Genomic DNA, 12,818 nt, shown 5'->3' with positions numbered 1-12,818 from the left:
GTTTCTTGAGTTTTCCGTCTTTGGTCAGACAACGGCCGAGACACCGCATCAAGACGTTGCAGCTTTGCGCGGAGTCCTTGGGGTTATGCTCCGCTCCCCAAGCTTGGGCCGCCGGAAGCTAGATTTTTCCAGCTTCTTCACGATGACGGGCTGGTGACGCCATCAGGATAATGCATGGCAATCGGGGCGTTGTATCCGATCGCGCTCTGGGGTCGGTCCTCGTTGTAGTGCCTACGCCAATCCTCCAGCTTTTTCCGCGAATCTGCAAGCGTTAGGAACCAGTGGGCGTTCAGGCACTCTGCGCGGAACTTGCTGTTGAACGCTTCTATGAACCCGTTGTCAGTGGGCTTGCCCGGACGCGAGAAATCCAAGGTGACGTTGTTTGCATAGGCTCAAAGATCGAGGTCCCGCGAGATAAATTCGCTCCCGTTGTCGACCCTTATTGTCTTGGGGTAGCTGCCCGATTTACAGATCCGCTCCAGGGAATGGACAACGTCTTCGCCCCGATACGTGAACCGCGGGTCCTTCGCAGGACAGAAGCGGGAGTGCGTATCGACGATGGTCAAAAACCGCAGTTTCCGCCCGGTGGAAAGTTGGTCGTGAACGAAATCCATCGCCCAGATATCGTTCGGGCCGACGGCTTCCTGGGGGTCTTCGCGAAGCTTCGCCTTAACCCGTCGCTTGGGATGCTTGTTGCGGAGTTGAAGCCCGAACTCATTGTAAATCCTGCGGGTCTTCTTGATTCTCACCTGCCAACCCTTCCGGCGCAGCAGCACATGCACCCTTCGATAGCCATAGCGTATGCGGGTCTCGCAGATCTCCTTGATCCTTCATTCCAGCGCGGCCTGCCCGGGGCGGCGGGACTTGTAGTGGTAAGTCGAGGCATAGAACCGCAGGGCATCACATGCCCGCCGGATCGATACGCCCCAGTCCACCAGCATCCCGTCAACCAGCTGTCGCTTCCTGACAGGCCTCAGAGCTTTCGGCGGATGACATGCCTCACAACATCTCGCGGTCGAGCGTCAGGTCGGCCACGATCTTCTTCAGCCGGGCATTCTCGTCCTCAAGCGGCTTCAGCCGCCGCATCTCGTCCGGCAGCAAGCCGCCATATCGCGTTTGGCGGGCAAACAATCCCCCGGACTGTTTGCAGCCCCTCCCCCCTCCAGTTGAAGTAGGTCGCCTGACTGATCCCGGCCTTGCGGCAGATCTCTGCGACCGGCGTGCCTTCCTCGCCCTGCTTCAAGATGAACGCCTTCTGCGCCTCCGTGAACTTCGATGCCTTCATCGTTCTCAACTCCTCTCCAAGCCAGGAAAGCTTAGCCAAAAACTCCAGTTCCAAACGGTCCAGTTTTCAGGGGGCAGAGCAGTGCCGCGCTTCAGCAACGTCATCCAAAGCTGGCTGAATTCACTGATCACCGCGTTCGAAGCCCCGCCCCAAGAGTGTCGGCTTGGGTCGGGCGAATGTCACGCGTTCACGTAGTTGCTGGGGAACAGGGCGCGAAGCGAGGCTTCATCACCGGGCGTTTTGAAGGTCTCGCCCTTGCCAATCTGCTGCGCTTTTTCAACGGCGGGGCGTGCGTTGATTGCCTTGAACCAGCGCGCGACTTCGGGAAACCGCTCCAGACCGTCGCCGCCCAGCACACGCTCGCCGCGGATGGCCCAGCCCCATGCAGAAATGTCGGCAATGGAATAGCTGTCACCCACGATGAACGCGCGGCCCTTCAGATGGTCATTGAGCACCTGATAGTGACGCTCGGCTTCGTGCATGTAGCGGTTCTTGGCATAGGGAAGGTCTTCGGGCGCACTGTGGTGGAAGTGAACGCTTTGGCCCGAAAACGGCCCCAGACCCGAGGCAATGAACAGCAGCCAAGACAGCAACGCTCCGCGATCTTCGGGCGCGCCTCCCAGCTTGCCCGTCTTGTCCGCGAGATAGAGCAGGATCGCCGTACTGTCGAACACGACAGTGCCATTGTCATCAATTGCGGGCACCTTGCCATTGGGGTTGATGGCGCGGAATTCCGGCGTGTGTTGCTGACCCTGCGCGGTGTCGACGGGCACCAATTCGCAAGGCAGATCGGTCTCGGCCAAGAACAAGGCGATTTTCAGCGGGTTCGGCGTCGGATGATAGTAAAATTTCAACATATCTTTTCCTGTGGGCTTGAGAACATCTGGGGTCATTCAACCGCAGTTGCGATTTTGTCTTGGGTTCTCGTGTCGAAATCCGAGGCATCGTGGCGCTCGTGCAATTGCTCGTTCAGCGGACCGCGGGTGCGGTTCACGATGCGGCCACGTTGAACGGCGGGGCGGGCAAGGATCTCTTCGGCCCAGCGACGCAAATGGGTGTAGCTTTCCACATCAAGGAACTCGCCCGCATCATAGGCTTCACCCAAGACCAGATTGCCATACCAGGGCCATGTCAGCATATCCGCGATGGTGTAGTCGTCGCCGCCCAGATACCGGTGCTCGGCCAGTTCCCGGTTCAACACATCCATCTGGCGTTTTACTTCCATCGTGAAACGGTTGATCGGATATTCAAACTTTTCAGGCGCATAAGCGTAGAAGTGACCGAACCCGCCCCCCAGATAGGGCGCAGAGCCTTGCAGCCAGAACACCCAGTTCAGGATCTCGGTGCGTTGCGCGGGATCGCTCGGCAAAAACGCCCCGAACTTCTCGGCCAGATACAACAGGATCGAGCCGCTTTCGAACACGCGCGTGCCCGTGTCGCGATCCATCAGCGCCGGGATCTTGGAGTTCGGGTTCAGGGCCACGAAACCCGAGGAAAACTGATCGCCCTCGCCGATCCTGATCAGATGGGCGTCATATTCCGCGCCCGTCTTGCCAAGCGCCAGAAGCTCTTCCAGCATGATCGTGACCTTCTGGCCATTGGGCGTGCCCATCGAGTAGAGCTGAAGCGGATGCTTCCCGACGGGCAGTTCCGCGTCAAAGGTCGCGCCTGCGATCGGACGGTTTGTCTTGGCCCAGTCGCCGCCGTTTTCAGCATCCCAAGTCCAGACCTTGGGGAGGGTGTAGTCGGCCATAGCGTGTCTTCCTTTCAAGTAGATCGAGTGCCTGAACGCGCGCAACACAGCGCCTTCAATGCTGATCAAGCGCGTACAGGTAGAGGTTTTTTTGCTCAAATATGCAGCGCAACTGTTTTCCGGCCTCACCATGACCACCTCTAAATCTGTCAGGGAGGTCGCAGGGCGGCCTGTTTTCAAACTCTCGTTCACTCCATACGAATTCTTGAGTAATCGCTCAACAATTATCACGTCGATCACAGCCTTGTGAAGCGACGGGCAGGAGGATTAGAGCATTCAAGGCGCGATCAGTGGAAGATAAGGCGCGCATATAGGGACGAAACCCAACGATCCGACCCCGTGAGATCACGCCAACGGGCAACAGCTCTTGCCCCCATTATGCGTGGCCTTTCTATCTGCTTTCCAAAGGCCAGCAGAGGGAGTAGGCATCACAATCCTTAAATATTTGGGGCAAATCATGGCGCAAAATGCCACCATCTATAAAGTTGAACTCTCTGTCTCGGACATGGATCGTCACTATTATGAGACCCATAAACTGACCGTGGCCAAGCATCCCTCGGAGACGGATGAACGGCTGATGGTGCGCATCGTCGCTTTTGCGCTCAATGCCCATGAGCATCTGGAGATGACGAAGGGCCTTTCGACGGATGACGAGCCAGACATTTGGCAGAAAAGCCTGAGTGGAGAGCTTGATGTGTGGGTGGCTCTGGGGCTTCCAAGCGAGAAGGTGATGCGTCAATCCTGTAGCAAAGCCGACAAGGTGATTGTCTATCCCTATGGCGGCAGGACGGCCGAGATGTGGTGGGACAAGATCAAAAACAGCACCACCCGTTTTGATAATCTTCAGGTGATAAATTTCTCCGAGACCGACACTGGCGCATTGGCAAAACTGGCAAGCCGCGCGATGAAGCTCCAGATCAATATTCAGGACGGCGAAGTGATGGTCAGTGTTGATGATAGCATCGTTTACGTCACCCCCGTAAAATGGAAGAGCGCTGCGTAAGTCACGCATGCCCGTCGCAAAGACGGGCGTGAGTTGCTCCGAGGTGGCCCCCTCGCTCAGAGGTGATGCGCCAATATCCGTATCTGGCAAGCCGCCCCGCAGCCGCCGATCCCAGTGATCAGCGACGGCTTTGGGTCGGTTTCCCAACAGAATAAGCTGTGAGCGTTCCTTGTTGATGCACCTGATCGAATACTCAGCCAAGCGCCTCGGCGAGGAAGTCGAAGACGAGACGCAGTCGGCGGTTGCGGTGGACCTCGCGGTGCGCGACCAGCCAGACGGGAAAGGTGACAGGAACGAAGTCGGCCAGCGCGCGTGCGACCTGTGCGTCAGCATCGCCGATGCGCGCGTCGATGAGTGCCAGGCCGAGCCCCTGCTTCACCATCGCCCAAGCGGCGAGGTAGCTGGTGCAGCGCAGCGGGAAATTCCGCACGCCAAGGCCCGGGATTAGCGGACCCAAACGGGACAGGAAGTCCACCGGATCGCCCGGCGCGATCAGGCTGGCGCGCGACAAGTCTGCGGGCGTTTTGAGCGGCCCTATCCGGTCGAGATAGGACGGCATGCCATAGAACCGCCCTTCAGCCTCGCGGATCTTGCGCGCGATCAGCTCGGGCTGCTCGGGTCGGAAGTTACGGATCGCGATATCTGCCTCGCGCCGAATCAGGTCAGAGGCGCTATTCTCGGCGATCACGTTTACCACAATCTGCGGTTCCGCCGCCTGCAACCGCGCGATGATCGGCGGCAATAGCAACCCGGCATAGAGGTCAGAGGCCGAGATTGTCACCTCACCCTCCAACGCCTCGCCCTGCCCCAAGGCGGCAAGCGACAGTTCGCGCGCGGCCTCGCCCATGGCGCGGACATAGGTGAGCAACTCGTGCCCCGCCGGTGTCGGTTGCAGCCCGCGGCCAAAACGCTCGAACAGCACAACGCCAAGCTCGGCCTCAAGGGCAGCGACCTGACGACCCAGCGTCGGCTGTGCCAGACCCAGAGCCCGCGCCGCGGCCGACAGCGACCCCTCCTCAGCGGTCACCAAGAAGGCCCGCGCGCAATTCCAATCAAAGGTTACTGACCGCCAATCCATGCTTTTATGCATATCAGATCGGCAGGTTGCGTCAATTTTGTTGAAGCTTGGGATCGGCTAGAGATGCCCTGACATCGCAAGCAAGAGGCCAGATCACATGAAACGCATCTGCATCATCGGTATTTCCGGCAAGCTCGGCCAATACATGGCCGAACACGCGCTGGCGCGCGGCTATGAGGTTGTGGGTGTCTGCCGACCCAAGAGCGTGGCCAAGCTTGCGCGCATTGGCGAGCGCATCACGATCTTTCCCGGTCGCAGTGATGATCGCGCTGTGATCGATGCGGCGCTGCAGGGTTGCGACGGTGTGCTTACCGTTCTCGTCCCTTGGGGCGTCACGGGCTATGCAACTGGAACGGCGCAAGCGGTGCTTGATCTGGCGTCACCAAAGGCGCGGCTGGTCTTTTCCGGCGGCTGGCATCTCTCGCGCGACGGCAGGGATCGCTATTCGCTGAAGTTGCGCGCTTTCATCGCCGTTTTCCGTCGCCTAGCCCGTTGGCTGCGCGTTGCCGATCTTGGAGATCAAGAAGAGGCGGCGCGCCGCATTTTCGCTTCGGATCGTGCTTGGACGCTTGTGCGTGGCTCGGATCTCGAAGAAGGGCGAGGCGTTGGGCTGCCGGTCTGGGCGCGCCATGTCGGGGACCCGTTGCTGGCCTCCAATCGCACCCGGCGCAGCGATTTTGCGCTGTTCATGCTTCATGCGCTGAGCGATCCGACGCTGATCCGCGAAGCCCCGGCGATTGTCGGACGTGACACCGCTTCCGCGCGCGCCCATGCCGGGGCCAGCGCGCGAATCCGCGAACGCGCGCAACCGCAGGCTTGACCCGCGCCGCGTTCCCCCCTAAACACCATCCCGGCTGCAGACGCCCGCCACCCGCAGACGGCAACGTCATGGTGAAGTTCTGCCTCAGATCATTCTCTGTTATTCTTCTTCCGCGTCTCGCGCGGATGGCAATGCGGGTTCCATCGAGCCAAAGCGAGACCCGCATGAGGAACCAGAGATGTCCGATCTCGCCCACAACCGTTTTCTTGACGCCCCCCTGACGGGGCTTTACGCGCGCACCGCACTGCCGATCATTTTCGTGATGGGGATGAACGGGCTTTTGACCGTGGTCGATGCGCTGTTCCTGGGGCATTACGTCGGCCCTGAGGCGCTGGCCGCCGTCACCCTGATCTTCCCGCTTTACATGTTGCTCGTGGCCTTTGCCTCACTGGTCTCGGGGGGCATGTCGAGCCTGCTGGCGCGTCATCTTGGCGGTGGCCGGGTCGCGGCTGCGCATAGGCTCTATGCCAGCGCCCATTGGCTGGCGTTGAGCGCGGGCGCGGCGCTGATCGTGCTTTATGTGCTCGCCGGTGCCCCGATGGTGCGGCTTGCAGCGGGTGGCAATACCGGGCTTGCAGCGATGGCCACGACCTATCTGAGCGTCTTGGTCACCTTCTCGCCGCTGCTCTTCGTGCTCTCGGTCAATTCCGACGCGCTGCGCAACGAGGGTCATGTCGGCGTCATGGCTGCAATGAGTCTGCTCGTCTCGCTGAGCAATATTGGCTTCGACTACCTGCTGATCGCGGTCTTCGATTTCGGTGTCGCGGGCTCGGCTTGGGGCACGGTTCTGGCTCAGGCCTTGGCGCTTTCCCTCATCATGGCGTTTCGCATCCACAAGGGCACGATCCTGCATCCCGGCGCGATTTGGCGCCACGTCACGGCCCGAGATTGGGGGAGCATCCTCGCGCTCGGCGCACCGCAAAGCCTAAGTTTCATTGGCGTGGCGCTCGCTTCAAGCGCGATCCTGACGGCGCTGCAACTGATCGACAGCCCCGATTATGCGGTTACGGTTTCGGCCTATGGCATCGCGACCCGCGTGATGACCTTCGCCTTCCTGCCGCTATTGGGCCTGTCGCAAGCCATGCAGACGATCACCGGCAATAACCATGGCGCGGGCCTGTGGCCACGTCGCGACACCAGCCTGCATGTGGCGGCGGGGGCGGCGTTGATCTTCTGTGCCGCAGTGCAGTTACTGGTGACCCTGTTTGCCGCAGGGATCGGGCGCGCTTTTGTCGCCGATCCGCAGGTGGTGGCCAAGGTTGGTGCCATCCTGCCCACGATGGTAGCGCTGTTTGCGCTTTCTGGCCCGCAGATGATGCTGGCGGCGCATTTTCAGGCGATCGGCGATGCCCGGCGTGCGGCGGTTCTGGGATTGGCCAAACCCTATCTCTTCGTCTTGCCGCTGACGTTCGCGCTGCCGTTGATGTTCGGCGAAGGGGCAATCTGGTGGACCGCCCCCACCGCCGAAATGCTGTTGCTATGCGTCACGACGCTGGTCTTGATGCAAAGCGCGCGACGGCAATCGTTGCGCTGGGGGCTGTTTGCGACGCCGGCGCAGGTGGGGCAATGAGCACTCCGCTTCCCAGCCTTGCCGCAGCTAAGGCCGAGGCCAAGCGCCTGCGAGCCGGACTCCGGGTCAATGCGACCGAAATCAGCCATAGCGAGTCCCTTGAGCGCCTCGCTCATCGCCACGGGTTTCGCGACTGGAACGGCTTGAGTGCTGCCATTGCGGCCCAGTCATCCAAGGGCTTCACCCCCGGCGGGCGCGTGCAGGGGCGCTACTTGTCCCAGCCCTTCACGGCAACGATCCGCAATGCCACAATGCTGTGGCCGGGCTGGTTCCGACTGGAGCTTGACCTCGACGAAGCCGTCGATGTCGTCACATCCGAAGCGTTCTCCAACTTCCGCAAGCGGATCTCGGCGACGGTCGGCCCCGATGGCTATTCGCGCGAGAGAACCTCGGACGGCCGCCCACAGATGGAGATCACCCTATGATGCTGCTGCGCCTTTGTGCCAGAGACTCGGGGGGATCGCGATCGTTCCGACAGATCATTGCAGTGCTCCACCAGAGCCTGGGCGTCGGACATCGCAAACATTGGAGATTGAACAATGCGCCTTCGGAAAATGAGGCCGGACGAATTCGGGGATTACGTCGCTTACTTCGTGCCCGATTACGCGGCAGAAATTTCGACCAATTACGATGTAGATATGTAAACGGCCCGCGCAAGGGCAGAACGCGAAGTCGCACGAAGTCTTCCCAAAGGGGTCGAGACAGCGGATCAGATCCTCTTATGTGTGGTTCACGACGATGCGGATACGGCGGTCGGATATCTCTGGTGTCATCCAGACAAAGAGAGCCAATCCGTCTTTATCAGCGATTTCTGCATCCTGCCCCCCTATCGCGGCCGGGGCTATGGACGATCCGCTTTGGTGGCGCTCGAAGCGATGTTCGCGCAAACCGAGTTCAAGGAACTTCGACTGCGCGTCGCGGCGGACAATTACGGCGCAGAGCGTCTATATCGGTCGATGGGATACCGACCGACAGGCATTAATATGCGTAGACCCATCGCGAACTCTGAGCGACCCTGATGCTGCACGCATCAGTTGAATTGCGGTACAAAAAATAACCTCAAAGCGATGAATGGAGCCTACTTTAGGATCCAAACGGACGAGTTTGAATTCATGACAATCCTACGCAGGGATTAACGGGACATCGCCAACAATATTATCACGGCGAGCAAGAACAATATATCAACGCCCGGAAGCGGCGCTAGCAAACGCCCAAGGCACAATGTCGATTGCCGATATCTGCCCCTTAAACACAGCCTCATCCGCTGAAAACGGTTTTGCGTTGGCTGCCAAGAATTGCCTGAACGACATGGATTACCCCGTGCTTCATCAAAGAAAAAGACTTCCGGAAACAATCCGTCGTTTCTCCCGTCATTGTTCATATAATTGATACTTCTCAAGTGGTTACGTGGATCTTACATAAGGGGACGTAACCTGCTGGCGCCCTCCTGTGAACCTATACTTTAGGACCATATCACTAATATCAGCTTAATCTATTTGCGGTTCCAGAGTTTAGACACGACGACTGGAATTTGAGAAACCCTATGGAAAGCAGAGCCCGGCACGGCTATCGCCGTTTGGGGGCGCAGCTAGATATTCTCGTCAATAACGCGGGCGTCACGTTCAAGACGCAAAGAGGGGCCCTCGCGCCAGTCGCGCATCAATTCCCCCCGTCAGTAAAGTTAACCGTCAGGATCGCCCCCCCCCCACGTCTCTGCGTGCTGCAGATATCTGCGACGCAAAGGGCGGGAAACATACGGAATTGGCTAGGGATTGGCTGTAATGCCGACCCTTAACATTTCTACGCGCCGTCTCGACAGGGGCGCCCAGAACGGTCAGCAACGTGACGGACGCCACCGCGCACTAGGTGTTCAGTCCCGGCATCTGCTGGATCGGATTTTGGATGAATCGATCCAGCTCAGATGTCCATATCTTGCAGATGTATTCGTAGGGCGTGAGTCCGTTGAGGGTCTTGAGCCTACGTGCGAAGTTGTAGGCGTCAATGAAGTCTGCAAGGTGGGTGCGCAGCGGATCGTGGTTGTCGTAATGGAAACGCTTGACCGTCGCCTTCTTGATCGTACGGCCCCGCTGGCTGGCAGGTGCTTGCCAACAAACACCGAGAAGCATGCGCTCGACTTGGCCATTGGGCCACGGATGGTTGAGCTTGGTCAGGTGGTACTTGACCCCATTTGCCTCGTAGATAATGACGAACCGCATCTGCCCCGAATATGCTGCGTTCCGGTTGCGGGGATGCTCGGCAAACCGGATCCCGTTATCAGGGAGCGCCCCACCAAAATTCGTACACTGACATAAGATGCGATTTGTTATCTGCAGATCTTCAACCCCAAGGAGATCAGACCTGTCGAAACGGAAGCAACATCACCTAGGGCATATTGCCAAGGTGGCGTTGGAAGCGTTGAAGGGCGAAGAGGCGGTCAGCGAGTTGGCCGGTCGATTTGGGGTCCGAGGGTCGCTTGTTCTACAATATCTTCGTGGGGCGACGGTGGTAATCTTTGAAAGACGAATGCGTCTATCTGGATGCCGAAAAGTTTGCGGCAGGACTCGATAGAGGTCACGACCCCACCTTCCAGAAACGCAATCCTGAGCCTCGATACGGCCCAAAATCTGACGACACAAGTCTGCCATATCGCCGACATCACAGCCCGCAAGCGGGTGGCCTGACAGAAAGCCACTGGCGATATCTAACGCAGCTAGCGCGAACTCCTCCTGAATCGCTGAAAAGCCGCCATCGGGACCAAGCTGAAGGCGCGCAACTTCGAAAAATAGAAGGTAGAACCCAGGATTGGCACCCTGGGTCTCAACCGGATGACCAGACTTGGCCACCCAGATTGAGACCGCACGGCCCGAATCCCGTCTCGGAAGGCGCGCGCGCCCGAGTGAGCGTCGAGCTGTGAACAAGGCCTTACAATGCCATCGCGCCCCTTTAAGCGCCGTAGGGCACCCAGATGTTTTTCACCTGCGTGGCGCGTTCAAGGAACAAGCGCCCCTGCCCGCCCCGACCGGCCCAGTCGCGCGCGTCATCGGCCTCCGTCCAGCTTTGCTTGAGGTTTCCTGCGCTTTGCGTTTCGACCATCTTGCAACCCGGTTGATCGCCGAAATACCAAATCGCATCGACCCCGTCATGGGCCGCCAGCGTCTTGGCCAGCTCATCGCGCGGGCCGGTCACGATATTGACCACGCCACCGGGCAAATCCGAAGTATCGAACACCTGATAAAGATCGGTCGCCGCCAGCGGATGGGCTTGCGAGGGCACCAGCACCACATTGTTGCCCATCGCAATAGCAGGCAGCACCAGCGAGATCGCCCCGAGCAACGGCTGCGCACTCGGTGCGACCAGTCCCATCACTCCGATCGGCTCGTTCATCGCGAGCGTCACGAATTCGCTTTTCGTGCTATGCACGGCGCCGTCAAACTTATCGGCTTGAGCGGCATACCAGAAACACCGCGTGATAGCGGTTTCGACCTCGGCCTGCGCCGCCTTGCGGTTTGCGCCGAGACTTTCCAGCCGCTCAGTGAACTCGCCTGCCCGCGCCGAAAGGTTCTCGCCGATATAATACAGCACCTGCGCGCGGTTGTGGCCCGTGGCTTTGCCCCAGCCCTTGGTCTTGGAGGCCGCTTCAACCGCGTTGCGGATATCCTTGCGATTGCCAAGACCGGCAAGCCCGACGACCGCCTTGCCGCCCTTCACCTGATAGCTGTAGCCGCTATCGGGTCGCGCTTGCTTGCCCCCGATATACAGCTTGGCGGTGCGGTCGATCTCGCCCGATTTGATCGTATCGGCCGGGCCGGTCGCAAGTGGCTCGGGCGTGCTGCCTTTGCCTTTACCGGTCGCGGCGGCGGGGTTGCGCAGATAGGCGCGCATGCCCTCACGCCCACCCTCACGGCCAAAACCGCTTTCGCGATAGCCGCCAAAGCCTGCACCCGCGTCAAAGATATTGGTGCAGTTGATCCAGATAATCCCGGCCTTCACCTGTGCCCCGATATCAAGGCAGAGATTGACGTTCTCCGACCAGATGCTCGCGGCCAGCCCGTAGCGAGTGTTATTGGCCAGCGCCACCGCATCAGACGGCGTACGGAAAGTGGTGAGCGTAACCACGGGACCAAAGATTTCCTCGGTCGACAGGATGCTGGCGGGTTCGACATCGGTGACGAGCGTGGGCGGGAAATAGCAGCCCTTCGGTGCGTTCGCCTGATGCAGCGTGGCCCCTTGGCTTGCGCCCTGTTCGACAAGATCACGGATGCGGCTCAGTTGCGAGGGATGCACGATTGCGCCCACATCGGTGCTTTTATCCATCGGATCGCCGGTACGCAGCGTCTTCATGCGCGCGCGCAACAGGGTCTCGAACCGCTCGGCTACGGATTCCGCCACCAGAATGCGCGAGCCAGCACAGCAGACCTGCCCTTGGTTGAACCAGATTGCATCCACCACCCCTTCGACGGCGGCATCAAGATCGGCGTCGTCAAAGACGATGAAGGGCGATTTCCCTCCCAGTTCCAACGTCAGCGCCTTGCCCGAGCCCGCTGTGCGTTCGCGCAAGATCCGCCCCACCTCGGTCGAACCGGTAAAGGCCAGCTTGTCGATCCCCTCATGGCCGACAATCGCCGCCCCTGTTTCACCATCGCCGGTGACGATGTTGATCACGCCCTGCGGGATGCCGCATTCGATGGCGATCTCGGCGAAGGCCAGCGCGGTAAGTGGCGTATATTCGGCCGGTTTCAGCACCACCGTATTGCCCGCCGCCAGTGCTGGCGCGATCTTCCAGGCCAACATCAGCAACGGAAAATTCCATGGGATGATCTGGCCGCACACGCCATGGGCAGCATGGCCCGGCATCTCGTCCTCAAGGATCTCGGCCCAGCCCGCATGGTGATAGAAATGGCGCGCAACCAGCGGGATGTCGATATCACGGCTTTCGCGGATCGGCTTGCCGCTATCAAGCGTTTCCAGCACCGCCAGCAGGCGTGAATGTTGCTGGATGTGACGTGCCAATGCGTAAAGATACTTGGCGCGCTGATGGCCTGACAGCTTGGCCCAATCGGGCTGCGCCTTGCGCGCGGCCGCAACGGCGGCATCGACATCGGCCTGCGTGCCTTGGCTGACCTGCGCCAGCACGGTGTCGCTGGCGGGATCGCGCGTCTCGAACAGCGCGCCCGGTTTGGTCATCTCGCCATTGATGTAATGGCCAAAACCATCCTTGTGTGCATCAAGCCATGCGCGTGCGTGGCTGTCATCTTCAGGGGCCACGCCATACTCCATCGTCTCGAGGATCGTCTGAATGCTCATCTTGG

General features: G+C 59.6%; 9 protein-coding genes and 2 pseudogenes. 5 read left to right on the top strand and 6 right to left on the bottom strand.

Features of this window, described 5'->3' with window-relative positions:
• Positions 1–137: 137 nt before the first annotated feature.
• From AB4874_RS09495 to yghU, 3 genes and pseudogenes are all read right to left on the bottom strand, one after another.
• Positions 138–1,285 (bottom strand): annotated as a pseudogene (locus tag AB4874_RS09495) (IS3 family transposase).
• Positions 1,286–1,464: 179 nt separating this feature from the next.
• On the bottom strand, positions 1,465–2,142 hold the full coding sequence (locus tag AB4874_RS09490) for a glutathione S-transferase family protein (RefSeq protein ID WP_368391801.1): 678 nt from the start codon (positions 2,140–2,142) through the stop codon (positions 1,465–1,467).
• Between the two features lie 32 nt (positions 2,143–2,174).
• Positions 2,175–3,038, bottom strand: coding sequence for a glutathione-dependent disulfide-bond oxidoreductase (yghU, locus tag AB4874_RS09485; RefSeq protein ID WP_368391800.1), 864 nt, complete (start codon positions 3,036–3,038; stop codon positions 2,175–2,177).
• Between the two features lie 457 nt (positions 3,039–3,495).
• Here yghU and AB4874_RS09480 point away from each other — a divergent pair, with 457 nt between their 5' ends.
• On the top strand, positions 3,496–4,041 hold the full coding sequence (locus AB4874_RS09480; protein WP_368391799.1) for a YaeQ family protein: 546 nt from the start codon (positions 3,496–3,498) through the stop codon (positions 4,039–4,041).
• Positions 4,042–4,234: 193 nt separating this feature from the next.
• Here AB4874_RS09480 and AB4874_RS09475 read toward each other — a convergent pair whose 3' ends face one another.
• On the bottom strand, positions 4,235–5,119 hold the full coding sequence (locus tag AB4874_RS09475) for a LysR family transcriptional regulator (protein ID WP_368391798.1): 885 nt from the start codon (positions 5,117–5,119) through the stop codon (positions 4,235–4,237).
• A gap of 97 nt (positions 5,120–5,216) precedes the next feature.
• Here AB4874_RS09475 and AB4874_RS09470 point away from each other — a divergent pair, with 97 nt between their 5' ends.
• From AB4874_RS09470 to AB4874_RS09455, 4 genes are all read left to right on the top strand, one after another.
• Entirely contained in the window at positions 5,217–5,939 is a 723-nt protein-coding gene (locus AB4874_RS09470; RefSeq protein WP_368391797.1) for an NAD(P)-dependent oxidoreductase, read from the top strand.
• A gap of 178 nt (positions 5,940–6,117) precedes the next feature.
• A complete protein-coding gene (locus tag AB4874_RS09465; RefSeq protein ID WP_368391796.1) occupies positions 6,118–7,509 on the top strand; it encodes an MATE family efflux transporter in 1,392 nt (463 codons plus the stop codon).
• Entirely contained in the window at positions 7,506–7,934 is a 429-nt protein-coding gene (locus tag AB4874_RS09460; protein ID WP_368391795.1) for a glyoxalase superfamily protein, read from the top strand. Before AB4874_RS09465 ends, AB4874_RS09460 begins: the two co-directional genes overlap by 4 nt.
• A 288-nt stretch (positions 7,935–8,222) precedes the next feature.
• On the top strand, positions 8,223–8,528 hold the full coding sequence (locus AB4874_RS09455) for a GNAT family N-acetyltransferase (RefSeq protein WP_368391846.1): 306 nt from the start codon (positions 8,223–8,225) through the stop codon (positions 8,526–8,528).
• A gap of 843 nt (positions 8,529–9,371) precedes the next feature.
• Here AB4874_RS09455 and AB4874_RS09450 read toward each other — a convergent pair.
• Positions 9,372–9,791: pseudogene (locus tag AB4874_RS09450) on the bottom strand (IS3 family transposase); the annotation flags it as partial.
• Between the two features lie 661 nt (positions 9,792–10,452).
• Positions 10,453–12,813: an aldehyde dehydrogenase family protein gene (locus AB4874_RS09445; protein ID WP_295533180.1), complete on the bottom strand. Its 2,361-nt coding sequence runs from the start codon at positions 12,811–12,813 to the stop codon at positions 10,453–10,455.
• Positions 12,814–12,818 lie beyond the last annotated feature (5 nt).

The sequence above is a fragment of the Thioclava arctica genome (assembly GCF_040892615.1).
GTDB lineage: Bacteria > Pseudomonadota > Alphaproteobacteria > Rhodobacterales > Rhodobacteraceae > Thioclava > Thioclava arctica.
This window is presented reverse-complemented; position numbering and strand designations above follow the sequence as displayed.